The organism is Cytobacillus sp. FSL W8-0315 (assembly GCF_038002905.1).
GTDB classification, from domain to species: domain Bacteria; phylum Bacillota; class Bacilli; order Bacillales; family Cytobacillaceae; genus Cytobacillus; species Cytobacillus pseudoceanisediminis.
Genome location: NZ_JBBOOC010000001.1, coordinates 3939143 through 3956213, shown reverse-complemented (window position 1 = coordinate 3956213; position 17071 = coordinate 3939143). Strand labels below are relative to the sequence as shown.

22 protein-coding genes are annotated in these 17071 nt (G+C 39.8%); 18 read left to right on the top strand and 4 right to left on the bottom strand.

Features of this window, described 5'->3' with window-relative positions; translation table 11 throughout:
- Position 1: 1 nt before the first annotated feature.
- Positions 2–619, bottom strand: a complete 618-nt coding sequence (locus tag MKY20_RS20315; RefSeq protein WP_009330572.1) for a trimeric intracellular cation channel family protein — start codon at positions 617–619, stop codon at positions 2–4.
- A gap of 238 nt (positions 620–857) precedes the next feature.
- Here MKY20_RS20315 and hflX point away from each other — a divergent pair, with 238 nt between their 5' ends.
- The 4 genes from hflX to glnA all read left to right on the top strand — a co-directional run bounded on the left by hflX (position 858) and on the right by glnA (position 5435).
- Complete coding sequence (gene hflX / locus MKY20_RS20310; RefSeq protein WP_341002757.1) at positions 858–2114, top strand: GTPase HflX; 1257 nt, start codon at positions 858–860, stop codon at positions 2112–2114.
- A 13-nt stretch (positions 2115–2127) separates the two neighbouring features.
- Entirely contained in the window at positions 2128–3399 is a 1272-nt protein-coding gene (locus tag MKY20_RS20305) for a methionine gamma-lyase family protein (protein WP_071156576.1), read from the top strand.
- A 188-nt stretch (positions 3400–3587) separates the two neighbouring features.
- Positions 3588–3995, top strand: a complete 408-nt coding sequence (locus tag MKY20_RS20300; RefSeq protein WP_009330569.1) for a MerR family transcriptional regulator — start codon at positions 3588–3590, stop codon at positions 3993–3995.
- Between the two features lie 105 nt (positions 3996–4100).
- Positions 4101–5435, top strand: a complete 1335-nt coding sequence (gene glnA, locus MKY20_RS20295; RefSeq protein WP_009330568.1) for a type I glutamate--ammonia ligase — start codon at positions 4101–4103, stop codon at positions 5433–5435.
- 65 nt (positions 5436–5500) lie between these two features.
- Here glnA and MKY20_RS20290 read toward each other — a convergent pair whose 3' ends face one another.
- The 3 genes from MKY20_RS20290 to MKY20_RS20280 all read right to left on the bottom strand — a co-directional run bounded on the left by MKY20_RS20290 (position 5501) and on the right by MKY20_RS20280 (position 7749).
- Entirely contained in the window at positions 5501–6697 is a 1197-nt protein-coding gene (locus tag MKY20_RS20290) for a tyrosine-type recombinase/integrase (protein WP_341002755.1), read from the bottom strand.
- A complete protein-coding gene (locus MKY20_RS20285; protein ID WP_341002754.1) occupies positions 6684–7283 on the bottom strand; it encodes an ImmA/IrrE family metallo-endopeptidase in 600 nt (199 codons plus the stop codon). Before MKY20_RS20285 ends, MKY20_RS20290 begins: the two co-directional genes overlap by 14 nt.
- Positions 7284–7356: 73 nt before the next feature.
- A complete protein-coding gene (locus MKY20_RS20280) occupies positions 7357–7749 on the bottom strand; it encodes a helix-turn-helix domain-containing protein (RefSeq protein ID WP_341002753.1) in 393 nt (130 codons plus the stop codon).
- 167 nt (positions 7750–7916) lie between these two features.
- Here MKY20_RS20280 and MKY20_RS20275 point away from each other — a divergent pair, with 167 nt between their 5' ends.
- From MKY20_RS20275 to MKY20_RS20210, 14 genes are all read left to right on the top strand, one after another.
- Positions 7917–8144 (top strand): helix-turn-helix domain-containing protein, encoded by a 228-nt coding sequence (locus MKY20_RS20275; protein WP_341002751.1) that lies wholly within the window; start codon positions 7917–7919, stop codon positions 8142–8144.
- 67 nt (positions 8145–8211) lie between these two features.
- Positions 8212–8481 carry a group-specific protein gene (locus tag MKY20_RS20270; RefSeq protein ID WP_341002749.1) on the top strand — a complete coding sequence of 90 codons (270 nt, stop codon included), beginning with the start codon at positions 8212–8214 and terminating at the stop codon, positions 8479–8481.
- 20 nt (positions 8482–8501) lie between these two features.
- Positions 8502–9353 (top strand): ORF6N domain-containing protein, encoded by an 852-nt coding sequence (locus tag MKY20_RS20265; protein ID WP_341002748.1) that lies wholly within the window; start codon positions 8502–8504, stop codon positions 9351–9353.
- Positions 9354–9761 carry a hypothetical protein gene (locus tag MKY20_RS20260; RefSeq protein ID WP_341002746.1) on the top strand — a complete coding sequence of 136 codons (408 nt, stop codon included), beginning with the start codon at positions 9354–9356 and terminating at the stop codon, positions 9759–9761. It begins immediately after the preceding gene.
- An 85-nt stretch (positions 9762–9846) separates the two neighbouring features.
- Positions 9847–10050 (top strand): hypothetical protein, encoded by a 204-nt coding sequence (locus MKY20_RS20255; protein WP_341002744.1) that lies wholly within the window; start codon positions 9847–9849, stop codon positions 10048–10050.
- A 1-nt stretch (position 10051) separates the two neighbouring features.
- The gene (locus MKY20_RS20250) at positions 10052–10204 is read left to right on the top strand and encodes a hypothetical protein (protein WP_274577882.1); all 153 of its coding nucleotides are present in this window, start codon (positions 10052–10054) and stop codon (positions 10202–10204) included.
- A gap of 111 nt (positions 10205–10315) precedes the next feature.
- Complete coding sequence (locus tag MKY20_RS20245; protein ID WP_341002741.1) at positions 10316–10639, top strand: hypothetical protein; 324 nt, start codon at positions 10316–10318, stop codon at positions 10637–10639.
- Positions 10623–12626 carry a hypothetical protein gene (locus MKY20_RS20240; protein ID WP_341002739.1) on the top strand — a complete coding sequence of 668 codons (2004 nt, stop codon included), beginning with the start codon at positions 10623–10625 and terminating at the stop codon, positions 12624–12626. Before MKY20_RS20245 ends, MKY20_RS20240 begins: the two co-directional genes overlap by 17 nt.
- Positions 12626–12760, top strand: coding sequence for a hypothetical protein (locus MKY20_RS20235; protein ID WP_341002737.1), 135 nt, complete (start codon positions 12626–12628; stop codon positions 12758–12760). Before MKY20_RS20240 ends, MKY20_RS20235 begins: the two co-directional genes overlap by 1 nt.
- 108 nt (positions 12761–12868) lie before the next feature.
- Positions 12869–14002, top strand: coding sequence for a hypothetical protein (locus MKY20_RS20230; RefSeq protein ID WP_341002736.1), 1134 nt, complete (start codon positions 12869–12871; stop codon positions 14000–14002).
- On the top strand, positions 14002–14703 hold the full coding sequence (locus MKY20_RS20225) for an MBL fold metallo-hydrolase (protein WP_341002734.1): 702 nt from the start codon (positions 14002–14004) through the stop codon (positions 14701–14703). Before MKY20_RS20230 ends, MKY20_RS20225 begins: the two co-directional genes overlap by 1 nt.
- 240 nt (positions 14704–14943) lie before the next feature.
- A complete protein-coding gene (locus MKY20_RS20220; protein ID WP_341002732.1) occupies positions 14944–15213 on the top strand; it encodes an AbrB/MazE/SpoVT family DNA-binding domain-containing protein in 270 nt (89 codons plus the stop codon).
- A 94-nt stretch (positions 15214–15307) separates the two neighbouring features.
- Positions 15308–16192, top strand: coding sequence for a phage replisome organizer N-terminal domain-containing protein (locus tag MKY20_RS20215; RefSeq protein ID WP_341002731.1), 885 nt, complete (start codon positions 15308–15310; stop codon positions 16190–16192).
- On the top strand, positions 16080–16970 hold the full coding sequence (locus MKY20_RS20210) for an ATP-binding protein (RefSeq protein ID WP_341002729.1): 891 nt from the start codon (positions 16080–16082) through the stop codon (positions 16968–16970). Before MKY20_RS20215 ends, MKY20_RS20210 begins: the two co-directional genes overlap by 113 nt.
- Positions 16971–17071 lie beyond the last annotated feature (101 nt).

Below are 17071 nucleotides of genomic sequence, written 5' to 3'. Positions count from 1 at the left end.
GCTAGCCGATGCTTTTACTTGTTCCCAGCCTCTTAACCGGAAGCTTCCAATTATATGTGTAAGATAAAACCCGTAAAGCTGTAATAATAATGAACAAAGTGTAAAGTTCAAATGGTGCTGAGGCGATTCCGAGTCCGACTCCAAAACCGCAAAGGATAGCCCAGACCGCATAGATTTCAGACCGCAATACAAGCGGTTTTCTTCTTGCAAGAAGGTCACGGATGATGCCCCCTCCGCTTCCAGTCAATACAGCAGCCACAATTACGGCGCTTAAAGGATGGTTCATTTCCGTTGCGTACAGTGCTCCTTGGATGGCAAAGGCGGATAACCCGATTGCGTCAGTGAAATTGCCCCATCTTTGCCAGTGTTTGAGCAGGTTGTTCGGGAACAGCATTACTGCTGTGATTGATAAAAGGGCAATCTGAAAAAATAAACCCTGTTCCCAAAGGGCAGAGACAGGAACACCGATTAGCAGGTTTCGGATCGCTCCGCCGCCAAAAGCGGTGACAATCCCAAGGATATATACACCTAAAATATCATATTCTTCTTCCATCGCCACAATTGCACCGCTGACAGCGAAAGCAACAGTGCCGATCATACTTAAAACTTCCCATGTCATATGCCATTTCTCCTCTTGACGCAGATCTATAAATCTATTTAAGTTTAAGTTATTTAAAAACGTAAATTCTTTCCAAACAATATGATTTTAACACGGAAAAAAAGAAATACAACCATTTTTTTTATCATTTCAAATGGACGGTGCAAAGGCCTGTGATTAGCGGTAAAAATTAGTATTTGAATATGATTTTTGTTATGATGTTATCAATTAAAATAAGCATATGAAAGAGGGATGCTGGTTGGAACGTAAGCCAGATTATGAAAAAGTCATTCTTGTCGGCTGCCATACTGATGAAGATGACCAGCGGTTTGAATATTCAATGGAAGAATTGGAATCGCTGACTGAAACGGCAAACGGAAAAGTTTTAGCTTCGCTTACTCAAAAAAGGGAACGAGTTCATCCGTCTACATATATAGGAAAGGGGAAAGTGGAGGAACTGGCTGCACTTCAGGAAGAAATGGAAGCAGATATTATCATTTTTAACGATGAGCTCTCACCAAGCCAGGTGCGCAACTTATCAGCAGATTTGGATGCCAGGATCATTGACCGCACACAGCTGATTTTAGATATCTTTGCGCAGAGGGCGCGCTCTAAAGAAGGGAAGCTGCAGGTCGAATTGGCACAGCTGCAGTATCTGCTGCCGCGCCTGTCAGGCCAGGGTGTTCAGCTTTCAAGACTTGGAGCGGGAATCGGCACAAGGGGACCAGGTGAGACCAAGCTTGAATCAGATCGCAGGCATATCCGCCGCCGTATTGATGATATTAAAACCCAGCTTTCCGTCATTGTGCAGCACCGTGACAGGTATCGTGAACGAAGGAAGAAAAACAAAGCATTTCAAATTGCACTTGTCGGCTACACAAATGCAGGTAAATCCACCATTTTTAACAGGCTGTCTGAGGCGGAATCCTATGAAGAGAACCAGTTGTTTGCCACACTTGATCCGATGACCCGCAAACTGATTTTGCCAAGCGGATTTATTACACTTGTGACAGACACGGTCGGTTTTATTCAGGATTTGCCGACTACTCTTATTGCAGCCTTCCGTTCCACTCTGGAAGAAGTTAATGAAGCAGATCTTCTTCTTCATGTGGTCGATATGTCCAATCCGGATTATTACCAGCATGAGCAGACAGTCAATAAACTGATAGAAGATTTGGAAAATGATAAAATACCGCAGCTGACGGTATATAATAAAAGAGATTTAAAGCATCCTGATTTTGTCCCGACTGCCAGAACAGAAACGATTCAGATCAGTGCCTTTGAAGAAGATGACCGCAATGAGCTGAAACGGAAAATCGAGCAGATGATTCTGGGAATGATGAAGCATTACCATGTGGAGGTGCCGTCAACAGAAGGAAAGCTGCTGTCGCAGCTCAAGAACGAAACCATCCTGCGGGAATTGACTTTCAACGAAGACAAAGAACTTTATGTTTGCAAGGGCTATTACCTCGAAGACCATCAGATTTCAGGGCCTTTAATGAAATATACCGTATAGTTAGGAGAACATCATGTTTCAACAGTTATCACAAGGGGAAAAGCTCCAGCCGATTGTAAAAGAAGTGGAGCAGCAAATTTCAGAGGTATTAAAGAGCATTGATGAGCGGATTGATGAGAATCAATTCCGTGTTTTAAAGAGCTTTCAAAATTTCAAAGTCAGCGATTCGCATTTCAATCCTTCAACCGGCTATGGTTATGATGATATCGGCCGGGATACGCTTGAGGGAATATATGCAGAAGTTTTCGGCGGGGAAGCAGGATTGGTCCGCCCGCAGATAATATCAGGCACGCATGCCATTTCCATTGCACTCTTTGGCGTACTGCGGCCAGGTGATGAATTGCTGTATATCACCGGCAAGCCATATGACACACTGGAAGAAATTGTTGGGATTCGGGGAACAGGTAACGGTTCGCTGAGAGAGTTCGGCATTGGATACAATAGCATCCCGCTGAACGAAGATGGAAGCATCGACTATCCTGCCGTTGAAAAAGCAATCAGGCCGAACACGAAAATGATTGGTATCCAGCGTTCCAAAGGATATGCGACAAGACCTTCTTTTACAATTGAACAAATTAAAGAAATGATCCAGTTTGTAAAAGAAGTTAAGCCGGATACGATTGTGTTTGTTGACAATTGCTATGGTGAGTTTGTTGAAGACCGTGAGCCTTGCCATGTTGGGGCAGACTTGATGGCCGGGTCGCTCATCAAGAACCCTGGCGGCGGGATTGCAAAGACGGGCGGTTATATTGTCGGGTTGAAGGAATGGGTGGAAGCCTGCTCCTACCGAATGACTTCACCGGGAATTGGTGCAGAAGCGGGTGCGTCCCTTTACAGCCTTCAGGAAATGTATCAGGGCTTTTTCCTGGCTCCCCATGTTGTCGGCCAGGCGCTGAAAGGGGCTGTTTTTACAGCAGCGCTTCTTGAACGGCTTGGCATGAATTCCAACCCAAAGTGGGACAGTAATAGAACTGATTTAATCCAATCTGTTCAATTTGATGATAAAGAAAAAATGGTGGCGTTTTGCCAGGCAATTCAATTTGCATCTCCTGTTAATTCACATGTAACTGCCTATCCTGCTTATATGCCTGGATATGAAGACGATGTAATCATGGCAGCTGGGACTTTTATTCAGGGTGCAAGCATTGAACTGACCGCTGATGGTCCTATCAGGCCGCCTTATGTTGCTTATGTTCAGGGCGGGCTGACTTATTCACATGTGAAAATGGCTGTATGCATCGCGCTGGACCAATTGCTGGAAAAAGGTTTAGTCCAAATAAATTAGGTGAATATTAAAAAGGACAGCTACATAGTTAGTTGTCCTTTTCTGTTGCTTTACAGAGAATTATATGAAAATATGAAAGGCAAAAATTTTTTGAAAAAATCATGTTATAAAAGCTAACATATAGTTGACAGATTATCTGACATTACATATAATAATCTCAAGAAGTAATTGAAAAGGGGGAGAAATAGTTGACTGGAAGCGAAATTCGACGTTCCATGCCGCTTTTCCCGATTGGTACTGTCATGCAGCTGACTGACCTGACCGCCAGGCAGATTCGCTACTATGAAGAGCACCAATTAATTTCTCCAGCTAGAACTGACGGAAATAGAAGGCTTTTTTCCTTAAACGACATCGATGTCCTTTTGGAAATCAAAGATTTGATTGATCAAGGCGTGAACATGGCTGGGATCAAGCAGCTATTTTTCGTGAAAGAACAGCAAGCGATAACTGAAAACTTGAATAAGCAGGCAGAAAAAGCGAGACGCGATCTATCAGATGAAGAAATCCGGAAACTTCTTCGCAAGGAAATTGTGCAGGCAGGCCGGTTTAATCGCTCATCATTGAGGCAAGGCAACATGCACCGCTTTTTCCATTAAAAACGCCGTTTTTAAGCTCGTTGATATTGTCTTGGATTTCTGAGAGAAACATTAACAGAGCAAAAAATAAATCACTCATGTAATTTTTTAAGGGAGGAACTACCAGTGGCAAAGTTTACTAAAGAAGACATTAAGCGTATTGCAGAAGAGGAAAATGTAAAATTCGTCCGTTTACAGTTTACGGATATTCTTGGAACAATCAAGAACGTAGAAATTCCGATCAGCCAGCTTGAAAAAGCGCTTGATAACAAAATGATGTTTGACGGATCTTCAATCGAAGGTTTCGTGCGTATTGAAGAATCAGACATGAATCTATATCCAGACCTTGATACATGGGTGGTATTCCCTTGGACAGCAGAAAAAGGAAAAGTTGCACGTCTGATCTGTGATATTTACAATCCGGATGGAACTCCCTTCCTTGGCGATCCGCGCAGCAACTTAAAACGTATTTTGGCAGAGATGGAAGAGTTAGGATACTCTGATTTCAACTTAGGGCCTGAGCCGGAATTCTTCCTATTCAAGCTTGACCAGGCTGGAGAGCCAACTCTTGAACTGAACGATAATGGCGGATACTTCGATCTTGCGCCAACTGACCTTGGTGAAAACTGCCGCCGCGATATCGTGCTTGAGCTTGAAGAAATGGGCTTTGAAATTGAAGCTTCCCACCATGAGGTTGCACCTGGACAGCACGAAATCGACTTCAAATATGCGGATGCATTAACAGCTTGTGACCAGATCCAGACATTCAAGCTTGTTGTTAAAACAATTGCCCGCAAGCACGGCCTGCACGCGACATTCATGCCAAAACCGCTGTTCGGTGTTAACGGATCAGGTATGCACTGTAATGTTTCATTATTTAAGGATGGCAAAAATGCATTCTTCAACGAAACAAGCGATCTTCAATTAAGTGAAGATGCTCGCCACTTTATCGCAGGTATCATTAACCATGCGACAGCATTTACTGCTGTAACAAACCCAATCGTTAACTCTTATAAGCGCTTGGTTCCTGGTTATGAAGCACCTTGCTATGTTGCATGGTCTGCTCAAAACCGTTCACCGCTTATCCGTATCCCGGCTTCACGCGGTGTAAGCACACGTGTTGAAGTTCGCAGCGTTGACCCTGCTGCTAACCCATATCTTGCTATGGCTGTACTTCTAAAAGCTGGTCTTGACGGAATCAAGAACAAATTGACTCCACCGGCACCTGTAGACCGCAACATCTATGTAATGAACAAGCAGGAACGTGAAGAAGAAGGCATCAAGGATCTTCCGGCTACATTGGCTGCTGCCCTTGATGAGCTTAAGAAGGATGAAGTCATCGTATCCGCACTAGGCGACCATATCTTCGAACACTTCATTGAAGCGAAAGAAATTGAGTGGGATATGTTCCGTACGCAAGTGCATCCATGGGAGCGCGAGCAGTACTTGAGCATGTACTAAGAAGGATGAACCCTTGATACCATTGGTATTGAGGGTTTTTTATTTGGGGGCAAAGGGGAGGTGCTTTATTGGGGTTTTTTATTACGCCCCCATTCTGCCCCCTCTTTAAAAATTTCCTCAGTATGTTTTTCGAAACTGGCAATCGCGTCACTTTCGATTTTTTTACTTACATGAGAATAAACATCAGAAGTAATTTTCATGGAGCTGTGCCCCAGAGCTTCCTGAATGTATTTCATTTCCGCCTTAGATTCCAGGAGTAAAACTGCATGAGTGTGTCGCAGAGAATGGATATCTAAATTGGGCAATCCAACACGATTAAGAATACGTCGAAAAGCATTAAATAATGTTGATTTTGGAATCGTAGTGCCGTTTTGCCGGCAGAACACCAGATCAAGTTCATGCTTATAAGCATCTTTAAAACGCAGCTTATTATCGTTTTGCCGGACCTTATGTGCTTTTAATTCTGCGGCCAATCTTTTGGTAATTGGAATTTCCCGTTTTGAATGATAGGTTTTCGTTTCACCAAAGAGCTCGTCATCAGTTTTAGCTTCATAATCTATGGTTTGTTCAATCTTCACCCGTTGATTTATTAAATCCAAGTGGCCCCATTGCAAAGCAAGAGCTTCACCTTTCCTCACTCCTGTTTCAATTAAAAACCGAAAGAAAAGATAGTATAAAGGGTTATCCAATAATGCGGCATCTAAAAAATCACCAATTTTATCATATGGAATAAATTTAACCCTTGAGCTTAAATTATCTTTTTCTCGCTTTTCCTTTGTTGAATATATAGTGATATCTTCGCATGGGTTAGTTTGAATTTTCTTTGCCGTTTTTGCTTTTTTCATGGCACTGAACATGGTACCGTGAATTATTTCTACAGTTCTTTTGCTATATCCTATGGCTATTAAATGATTAATAAATTTCTGATAAAGGGGATGTGTCAAATCCCTTAGCAGCATATTTTTGAAATAGGGAGCTATGTGATTTTGAATATTCCTTTCGTGGAGTCGATAAGTATTGACAGCCACTTTGTCTTTTTTATATTCAGATAGCCAAAACTCTAAAAACTCCACTATTTTTTCATTTTGGGCTGAATCATAGCCTAATTCTATGGTCCTTTTAAGTTCTTCGTATGCAGCTGTAGCCTCAGGTTTTGTTCTAAATCCCTGTCTCTTAACCTCCCTTTGTTTCCCCGTTGTTTTATCTTTATACTTCCAGCGAAACATCCAATTATCTTTCCCAATTTTTTTAAAACTCGCCATTGAGATACCCCTTTCGAAAAAATGAAGTTGCATAATCCTTATTAGTTGTTGTGTAATTTACTGTAAATTTATTCTCTTCTACACGCCATTGCCGCCTGAGTGCTTCATAAAATTCAAAACCTATTACCTGGTTGTTGAAGTGAAGCAGTCGTTTCCTCGCAAATGATTCAGTTACATTGAATGTCTCCATTACAAAAAGAGTGGCTTCATTCCAGGTGCAAGGTATGCCGGCGTCTAAGATCATAAAAGTAGGAACACAAAAATGGTTTGCAAAATTATTTGCTTTTACTTCTTGTAATTCCAAGAAGGCAGGGGGCATATAAATTTGGTTTCCTTCATGATTAAGAATGTGACATAATTCATGGCCGAAATCCTGCCACTTTTCCTGATCTGATATTCTTGAATCCAATAAGATAGAATGCATCCCTTTAAAAGATCGAGCACGACTTTTAAATTTCCATTCATGAATCCAGATATCTAGCTTAAATGCAATATCATCCATATCCACTTGATCAGGTCTTTGAATCCCCATAGAGAGGTATAAATTTTTAATGTCATTTTCGAGCGGCGTTAGTTTGTACGTCACTGCAATTCCTCCTGATGAAACATATGTTCTGTTTAGTGGTAAAAATAATAAGCCTTTGTGGCTCATTATTTGATTATTTTTGTTTGTCCCTTGGCTTACGGTCTTTTTCGTTGTCATTTAAGAACCGAAGGAACTCCAGCGCCTTTTCCCGATTCTCTTCAGGTGAACCTTTCAATTCCTTGAACCATAAGCCGAATTCTGGATCATTAAGCATTTCTTCGATTTCTTTGTCTTTATCATCATGTTTGATTATTTTTGATTGGGTTGGTTCTTTTTTGTCTGTTCTTCCTAGAAGATAATCTATCCCTACTTCATAAAAATCAGCTAACTTAGTAAGCAATTCGTGGTCAGGTTGACTTCTTTCATTTTCATAATGGGATAATCTAGCTCGCGAAATACCAATCTTTTCAGCGATTTCTTCTTGTGATCTTTTCCCTCTTAGCTCCTTTAATCTGGGACCTAGCATATTAGTTCATCCTTACCATATGTATTTAATTATTTTATATTATAGATAAAATTTGTATCGATTTGAATAAAAGATAAAAAATGTATCAAAATATATTGACGATACGATTCTTATCGTTTATAGTTTAATTATCGATAAGATATGTATCAATAAGTGAGGTGAAAAAAATGAAAAGAACTCAACTTATAGAACAACGTAAAAAGCTGAATTTAACTCAACGACAAGTAGCTGAAGCATTAGGGATTTCAGAAGTGTATGTTAGAAAAATTGAAAATTCAGATGCACATCCAGGAAGGACAACAATGTTAAAGTTTGAAAAGTTATACAATCAGGATTCTAAAAATCTTTTTCCTGACCTTTTTCAGGTCTATGTTGATACGAAATGTATCAACTAATGATATGTAATTTTTCAGCTTTATTACCTTTCCCAATTGGATGCTCATTCATGAAGGGAGTGAAAAAATGTTAAATGTACAAATCGATGAACAAGAAGTTAAGCAGCTATATCTTGAAAAGCTAGAAGAAAGGCTCAAAGAAATCGATAAGAGCTTAGTTTTCTGGGATCGTAACGAACTAATAAGAAGAACATGCATGTCATGGAATTTTATTCAGGAAAGATTTTTCTTTGATCCAAGGTTTCCTAAATACCGAGTGGGTAAAAAATGGCTTTTTCCAGCTGAGGAAACTAAGAAGTTTTTGCTCTTATGGCTGGCTGAACAACCCAAAAATTAAATAGAGAAGGAGATGGAGAAATGAACGAACTAAAAGTAATCGGCAAACAAAATGTAGCGGGGATCGAATTTACTGGAATAGAGGGTGGGTTTAGCGAAGGTAAAAAAGCAATGCTGGTTAAGGATATTGCAGAAATCCACGGTAAAGAGCAAAAGCACATTAACCTCCGTATCAATGAAAACCGAAAAAGATTTATTGATGGAGTAGATATTATCGATTTAAAAGTGGGTCCGTTAAACGGACTGAGTTTAGAACAACTTGGTTTTACTAAACAATCAGTTGCAAACGCCAATAACATTTATATTTTATCTGAAAGAGGCTACGCCAAGTTACTAAAAATCCTTGAAGATGACAAAGCTTGGGAACTTTATGACCAATTAGTAGACGGTTACTTCGATATGCGGCAAAAACTTGATACCACACAATTAAGTCCTGAATTGCAGATGTTCCAAAAGATATTTAACTCTGTAGCAGAGCAGCAATTGGAGCAGAAACGGCTTGCGAAGAAGGTGGAAGCAACTGAACAGAAAGTTGACAACATTAGTGAGATTGTCGCTCTGAATTCAGCCGATTGGCGCAAAGATACAACGACTATCTTGAATAGAATAGCAATGAAAACCGGTGGATATGATCAATACCGAAATATACGGAATGAAAGCTATGAAATTTTAGAACAACGCGCAAATGCGAAGTTAAGCATCCGAGTTACCAACAAACAGAAGAAGATGGCCTTAGAAGGTGCTGCCAAATCAAAGATAGATAAAGTATCCAAACTTGATGTAATCGATGAAGATAAGCGTTTGCTTGAAATTTATCTTGCGGTTGTAAAAGAAATGGCAATCAAATACAACGTGCAAATGGAGATTGCCTAAATGGACGCTATATTAAACGAATATACAGACCTTCGCAAGTCAGCCGATTACAAACGTTTTATGTTCTGGCTAGATAAGATTGTGGCAGCGGAAAAAAATGTGCAAAAAGCATCATTGCAATTGACTTCGAACTTATCAGCAGAAGAAATAAATTCTTTGCAGCCAAGTGGTAATCGTTTATTCAAAGTTGATGGCGAAGCGGTAGAAAGTTATCAAAATGCAGTTGACCAATACTGCAAAGTTCATGACAACCTCTTTACTAAATTAGAACGATTAGAACAGAAGTATCCAGCCATATTCCTATCTAAGGAAGGTTTAGAAAGAAAAATGGGATTGATTCAACAAAAGGAACTTTATCTGAAAATCGTTGGAGAGTTCTCTCCAACTTATCAGGAGGATATCCAATGATTATTGCCTACATTGGTTACGTGTACCTAGCTTTTATATTCGGGGTTATAGTCGGTGACATGAACGCAAAAAAAGGAGGAGCAAAGTGAATCAGTCAGACAAGCGCCTTCAGATTAAAAATACTTTAACGAATGCAACTTCAATTATCGAATTAGCAAAGAAGGAAGGCATGAATGATGTCGAACTGCTAAATGCAATTGATCTTATTAAGCAACTTCATTTAAAAGAATCTTTTACAGCAATGAAAATGCCTGCTCCTTGTGTACTTCGATCTCAAGGAGGTGAGTGAAGTGAATCAAAAACAAAAGGCAGCAGTTGTTCAGAAAATCATCCAGACACTAGCTGATCACAGTGTTAGCTATGCTGAAGTTCCTCAGATCATCTGTGAAGTGGAATCTGAGCTGAAAGAGCTGAGAAATCAGCAGGTTATTAAGTTACCTTGAAAAATAAAAAAAGACCCATGCAGCAACATGGATCTTCAGGGGTTTTGCTAATGAAGTTACATAAATTGTAGCGCGAAACCCTCCAAAAATCAAACTGAGGAGGAAATAACGATGAAAAACAATATGCCAATTGATCAACAGTTGGAAATTATTCGCGAAGCTTTAGTAATGGGTGCTGACATCACATTAAATTTTCATGGAATCAATTCACGTGAAGAAGGATTCAAGATCATTAACGAAATGTCCTCACTTACTGGAGCTGCTGTTAAGGATGGCTCTACTACTTTCCAGCTTGACTATTTTGAATCACCAGTCAACTGCACAGTGTTTTACAAGTTGAGTATGGAAGAAGAAAAAGAAAGACTTCTCCAGGAATTAAATCGCATGAATGCTGAACTAGCGAAAGGGGACGATGCAATTGAAAAAGCAAATTAAACTTTTGGAACTGAAGTTGAGAAATTTCAAGGGTGTTGAGGAGTTCACATTGGATGCTCGCGGTGAAAATGTAAAAGTCTTTGGTGATAATGCCACTGGAAAAACAACATTATTCGATTCGTTTATCTGGTTGCTATTTGATAAGGATAGCCAAAACAAGCAAGAGTTCGGGATAAAAACGCTAAAGGACGGAAAGGTCCTTCATAACCTGGAGCATGAGGTTGAAGGGGTTTTCTTACTAGATGGAAATCAACTATCTCTTCGTAAAGTTTATACAGAAAAGTGGACACAAAAGCGAGGATCAGCAACTGCTGAATTCACCGGCCACACTACAAATTATTTTATTAACGGCGTTCCAGAAAAGAAAAAGGACTATATGGACTTGGTAGATTCCATCGTACAGGAAGACATTTTCAAACTTCTTACTTCACCCTCGTATTTCAATGAACAACTAAAGAAAGAAGAGCGTCGGAAAATCCTCATGGAAGTTTGCGGGGATATCAGCGACGAAGACGTTATAGATAGTGATAGTGCCTTATCAAAACTACCTACTATCTTGAATGGCCTAACTATCGAAAAACTTAAAAAGGCAATTACTGCTCGTCGTGCAGAGATAAATAAAGAGCTCGATAAGATTCCCGTACGCATTAGCGAGGTGAAGAGAGGCCTTCCTCAATTAGAAGGATTGAATAAATTCAGTCTAGAGCAGGAAATCACTCAATTAAATGCAGATATTGATGAAAAGATGACTCAGATCAGCAGTATTCGCAATGGGAAGGCCATTTCAGACAAACAAAAAGCTATTCAGGAAATTGAGATGGAGCTCATTCAAATTAGGCGTGACCATGACTCTGAATCAAAAGATCAGTTGTATCAGATAAAAGCGAGAATTCAGGAAGAGCAATCCAATATCTCCATCCTTAATTCAAAGCTTGATAATGTCAAAAACCAAAAACGTTACAACGATCAGAGCATTAAATCTATTGAAGATAATCTGGTTGTATTACGCACAGAATGGCATGAGGTCAATAATCAGGAGTTTAGCCATAACGACCAATGCGAATGTCCGACATGTGGTCAATCGCTACCAGAGGAGCAAGTAACATCAGCACGTGAAAAGGCGCTCTCTCAATTCAACCTTAACAAATCCAACAAATTGGATGAAATCAATAAAAAAGGTAAAGAGGGTGCCGAGCGTAAGCAAGAGTTCATCCAAAATAACGAAAATCTTGCTAAAGAATACGAGAAATTAAACGGACAGATTCAAGAGAAACAAGAAAGTTTAGTAAAACTGCAAGGGCAGCTTCAACAGCAAGAAAGCCTTGTAACAGACATTTTGGACAATCCTACTTATGTTTCTAAGCTTCAGGAAAAGCAATCTATTGAAAATGAAATTAAAAACCTTCGAGATATGTCAGAAAGTGCGGTTCAGGATATTCAAAGTGAAATTGTCGGGCTTAGGTCAAAACGAGACCAGTTTCAAGCTGACCACAGTAAGTTTGCCCTAGCTGATCAGTCAGAAAAGAGGATTGCGGAACTTGAAGAGCAAGAAAAGGATCTTGCTGCTGAATATGAAAAGCTTGAACACCAGCTTTATCTGACAGAACAGTTTGTTCGTACAAAAGTAAAACTTCTGGAAGAGAAAATCAATAGCCAGTTTAAATATGCCCGATTCAATCTTTTCAAGCAGAACATTAACGGTGGTCTTGAAGAAATATGCGACACAACCTATAACGGCGTTCCATATGCAAGCGGCCTAAACAATGCTGCCAAAATCAATGTTGGATTGGATATCATCAATACGCTTTCTGAGCACTATGGTTTTTCGGCTCCGATCTTTATCGATAACAGTGAGGCTGTAACTAAATTAATCGATACGACTGCCCAGACCGTCAGCTTGGTTGTCTCTGAACCAGATAAGCAACTGAGAGTTGAATATCCTGGTCGATATGCTGAATTGCTCACAGTTGATAACGAGGTGGTCTGATGAGTGAACTTGTAACTGTGAAAGTGGTTGCTGGCGAAGGTTGGGAAGGTCTTCGCCGGGAGACCCTTTACATTAATGAACAGGAAGTAATGTATCCGGGCCACTTTCTGAGTGTCCTGAAGATGCCATTCTAGAACGAGATCTTTATGGCCCATCAGACTTTGCTGACCTTTTAAAATCCTTTTTATTAGAGCATAAAGGAAAAAAAGTGAAATTTGTATATGAAGAAGAGGAGGAAGAAGATGAGTAATCAAGTAGCCACTCAAGCGGATTTTCAAACGGGTTTAACCAAGATTAGCAATACATTTTTCCCGATGATCGAAAAGCAATTAAGCGGTAATGGAATTGACATGGATCACTATCAAAAACAGTGCGTCATGAATGCTATTTCCTCAATCAACTCTGTGTTGGATGTTAAGGGGATTAAGTGGACAGATGCAGGATTAGATAAAAATAACATCACACAGATTTTACTTACAACTGCTGCCCTAAAGCTCAATGCAGCTGCAAGCCCCCGTGAAGTGTATTTCCAGACAAGAAATATCAAAATGCAAAAAGACGGAAACGATGTCTGGATGAAACAAGTTGAGATGGGCATTGAGGGAGACGGAAACGATGCCATTCTTTCGAATTTTGGCCGGGGAGTCGAGGAAGTTCATCAATATTGGCTGGTTAGATCAGGAGATCATTTTGAATATCCAAAATATAAAGGTATTGAAATGACACCTCCGGAATGGGCCCCGACTGGTAAAGGTGAGGTAGTAAGAGTTGTCTATCCGATTACAAAAAAAGGCGGCCGAGTGGAGTACTTTATTGGTGAGCGAGAGGATGTAGTGAAAAATTTAATCGCTCATGTCAAAAACAACTTGATGAATGAAACCTTTGGGATTGCTGAATCAAGATATAAAGCTACTGCAAAGCAGAAAACAGAAATTGATGCGAAGAAAAAAGAAATCATTAAAAAGATTGAGGAGCAGGGTCTCAATGCATTAGATGATGAATCACTGGATGCCTACATCAGCCCTGCTTGGAAGGATTCACAAAGTCGTGAATCTATGATTATCCGGAAGATGAGAAATAACGTTGTCAAAAAGATTCCTAAAGACTTCGGCCATGCTTTTGTAGAGATGACATATGACCAGGCAGAGGATGAAAGCTACTCCAGGATTCGAAAAGAAATAAACGAGAATGCCAATCAAGAAATCCTTGATTTCGAAGAACCTGAAAGCAATGCTGATGAATCCAAAAACGATTCTTATTCGGAAGATGGTTCAAATGAAGAGCAGGTTAACAAAACAGAAAAGCCAGTTCCGGATAAAGATCCAGTGATTATTGATGCAGAACCTGTAACGGCTCAAGAAGGACCTGTTTTCTAATGATTGAGATTACCACTTTAGCAACTGGAAGCAAGGGGAACTGTTACCGCGTTACAGATGGTCATACGACCCTTCTTCTAGAATGTGGTATCAACTATCGAGACATTCAAAAAGGCTTTGAATTTCGGATGTCTGAGGTCGCTGGATGCCTAATCACACATGAGCATAAAGATCATTGTAAAAGTATTAAGGATGTCTTGAAGGCGGGAATCAATTGTTACATGTCTACAGGCACTGCCCAGGAATTAAATGTTCAGCATCACCGGATAAAAACAGTAAGGGCCAAAGAACAATTGCAGATCGGGACATGGACGATATTACCTTTTGATGTGCAGCATGATGTATCTGAACCTATGGGCTATCTGCTTGCAAATCAGGCCGGAGAGAAGCTTCTATTCGCTACAGACACATATTACATCAAATATAAATTTAAAGGCCTTACACACCTAATGGTGGAGTGTAATTTCTCTGAAAAGATACTTGATGAGAACATCCTGACTGGTCGGGTTCCTCAAGTAATGCGAAAAAGATTACTGAAGTCACATTTCAGCATCGAAAATTTGAAGGAATTCTTAAAGGCTAATGATTTATCAAAGATTCGGGAGATATGGCTGCTGCATCTATCTGACACCAATAGCAATGAGGAACTGTTCAAAAGAGAGATCCAGCAGGTAACTGGAAAGCTTGTTTTTATTCCTTAGAAAAAATAGCGAAGGAATGAATTTATTGAAAATACTCCAATTTTTAAGTGAATTAGAAATGACTTTGAGTAGTGGGTTTGCTGTATATGCCTTGCTATGTATGGGGTTTGTCACAATAGTCGGATTCACACAACTTCTTGGATGGGCGCTAGAAAAATTACCTTAAATTTATCCCTTTGGCGAAATTTGAGGAAGGAATTAGTGAATAAAAAAATACATTTAGCATAGGAGAGGGAAACAATGGCGAAAGCAACTGGAATTGTTAGGAAGTTGGATGATTTAGGGAGAGTTGTAGTTCCAATTGAAATCAGAAGAACAATGGGCTTAAAGGCTGCAGATCCACTTGAAATGCTGGAAACGGACGAAGGGCTCCTTCTTCGTAAGTACAAGCCTATGGATAATAACAAGTTAGTTGTCCTGGAGGGTTTATACGGGTTAGGTACTCGCTTGGTGGATGAAGAACAAAAGAATGCACTTAAAGAGGCTATAGAGTATATCAAAAAGCAATAGGAAAAAGCCTGATGCGCACCATCAGGCTCCATAGGAATCCTACTTGTATATATTTTATCACCTTAGAAAAGTTTTATACCAAGGAAGTGAAAAAATGGCCGAAGTTAAATGGATCAAACTTAGTACCAGTATGTTCGAGGATGAAAAAATTCGTTTAATAGAAGCGTTGCCTGAAGCGGACACAATCCTAATCATATGGGTTAAGTTACTTGCTCAAGCCGGAAAAACTAATGCATCTGGATACATTTATCTGAATGAGAACATTCCTTTCACAGATGAAATGTTGGCAACTATTTTTAATAGACCAATAGGAACAGTAAGGCTAGCCCTTAAGACATTTGAACAGTTTGGAATGATTGAAATAAACGATAACAATTTAATTAGCATTGCGAATTGGGAGAAGCATCAAAATCTTGATGGGCTTGAAAAGATCAGGGAGCAAAACAGATTAAGAAAACAAAAAGAGCGCAAGCAAAAAAAGTTAAACTCACCAAAAAAAGACAGTCACGTGACAGTCACACCAAGTCACGCAACAGAAGTAGAAGAAGATATAGATAAAGAAGTAGATAAAGATATAGATAAAGATAAAGAAGAAGTAATAGCAGCAGCTGCTTATAAAAAGTCTCTTCTCGAAACATATGTTTCACTTCGAGGTTATGGGTTTGATCATTCTCCAAAGGATGAGCAAGCTGCAGAAGAACTTCTTGCTTCTGAAATACCTTTAGAAAACGCCATTTATTGGCTTGAAGAAAAGTTCCAGAGTTATACACCTAAACACTCTAGAGACCGTATTAACAGTCTTAGTTATTGTGTGGGCTACATTCTAGATAAATATCACGAAAATAATTCTGGGGAGGAGGGTGAAGATGGGAAAAAGGTTTTCCAGCATAGGCGAGGTTATGGCCGATCTTCAAGCAAAACAATCGAAGAGATTGAGCGAGAGGCAGAAGCAGCAAGAAGAGCATGGGGCGGTAGTTGAATATGAATGCGAAATTTGCAGAGACACTGAACTTGTAACTTATAACCAAGTTAGTACAAATGGTTTTTCATATGAGTACGGTAGACCGTGTGAATGCCGGGAGAGGAAAGCCTGGAAGCGCAGATTTAAAAACGCTTTAATCCCAGATGAATTCACCCATGCCACTTTTGATAATTATAGCAGCACTGAGGAGATTCACAGCATGCTCTATGATACTGCAGTAAATTACTTAGCTCTTTATAAAAAAGAGGGACCTAAAAAAACAATTCCCGATAGCAACCTTGGATTCATAGCTGTTTTCGGAGAACAGCGCCTTAAGGAGTTAGAATCCTCTAAACGTTCAGCCTTAAAGGAAAAGCATAATAGCTTTGGGCTTGGAAAAACGCATTTGCAAATAGCGATGGCTAAACGACTCATAAAAGATGGATTTAATGTGTTAGTGGTTTCTGATGTTGTTCTAATGGATGAACTTATCCAGGCCAAGAGGATGAATGATGAAGGTGAAATGCTGAACCGGTTGTTAAGGAATGCAATATCAGCTGACGTGCTTCTCTGGGACGACATAGGCAAGTCAAAATGGTCAGAGGCTAAAGAGTCTCTGTACTACCAAATCATTAACGAGAGGTACCGTAAACAACGTCCTATTGTATTCAGTTCAAACGAAGATCGCGGAACTCTTGCAGAAAAGATTGGATATGCAGCAGCGAGTCGTTTAATCGGACAATGCGGACTGTACTTGGTTGAGGCTGAAGGTACCGATTATCGATTAAAAAAATAAATAGAGTCATAGTTTGGGAGGTTTATATGTGCCAATTATGCAAAGGGACACACCGGGTTGCACACCAGGGAGCATTTTATGTGAGCATCGAATGCTGTCCT

What these genes read in the sequence shown, in the direction of transcription:
- MKY20_RS20315 (WP_009330572.1), bottom strand. Translation starts at nt 619, where the DNA reads ATGACATGGGAAGTTTTAAGTATGATCGGCACTGTTGCTTTCGCTGTC.
- MKY20_RS20210 (WP_341002729.1), top strand. Translation starts at nt 16,080, where the DNA reads ATGGGAAAAAGGTTTTCCAGCATAGGCGAGGTTATGGCCGATCTTCAA.
- MKY20_RS20225 (WP_341002734.1), top strand. Translation starts at nt 14,002, where the DNA reads ATGATTGAGATTACCACTTTAGCAACTGGAAGCAAGGGGAACTGTTAC.
- MKY20_RS20290 (WP_341002755.1), bottom strand. Translation starts at nt 6,697, where the DNA reads ATGGCGAGTTTTAAAAAAATTGGGAAAGATAATTGGATGTTTCGCTGG.
- MKY20_RS20270 (WP_341002749.1), top strand. Translation starts at nt 8,212, where the DNA reads ATGTTAAATGTACAAATCGATGAACAAGAAGTTAAGCAGCTATATCTT.
- MKY20_RS20245 (WP_341002741.1), top strand. Translation starts at nt 10,316, where the DNA reads ATGAAAAACAATATGCCAATTGATCAACAGTTGGAAATTATTCGCGAA.
- MKY20_RS20305 (WP_071156576.1), top strand. Translation starts at nt 2,128, where the DNA reads ATGTTTCAACAGTTATCACAAGGGGAAAAGCTCCAGCCGATTGTAAAA.
- MKY20_RS20230 (WP_341002736.1), top strand. Translation starts at nt 12,869, where the DNA reads ATGAGTAATCAAGTAGCCACTCAAGCGGATTTTCAAACGGGTTTAACC.
- MKY20_RS20215 (WP_341002731.1), top strand. Translation starts at nt 15,308, where the DNA reads ATGGCCGAAGTTAAATGGATCAAACTTAGTACCAGTATGTTCGAGGAT.
- MKY20_RS20235 (WP_341002737.1), top strand. Translation starts at nt 12,626, where the DNA reads ATGAGTGAACTTGTAACTGTGAAAGTGGTTGCTGGCGAAGGTTGGGAA.
- MKY20_RS20280 (WP_341002753.1), bottom strand. Translation starts at nt 7,749, where the DNA reads ATGCTAGGTCCCAGATTAAAGGAGCTAAGAGGGAAAAGATCACAAGAA.
- MKY20_RS20275 (WP_341002751.1), top strand. Translation starts at nt 7,917, where the DNA reads ATGAAAAGAACTCAACTTATAGAACAACGTAAAAAGCTGAATTTAACT.
- MKY20_RS20260 (WP_341002746.1), top strand. Translation starts at nt 9,354, where the DNA reads ATGGACGCTATATTAAACGAATATACAGACCTTCGCAAGTCAGCCGAT.
- MKY20_RS20265 (WP_341002748.1), top strand. Translation starts at nt 8,502, where the DNA reads ATGAACGAACTAAAAGTAATCGGCAAACAAAATGTAGCGGGGATCGAA.
- MKY20_RS20220 (WP_341002732.1), top strand. Translation starts at nt 14,944, where the DNA reads ATGGCGAAAGCAACTGGAATTGTTAGGAAGTTGGATGATTTAGGGAGA.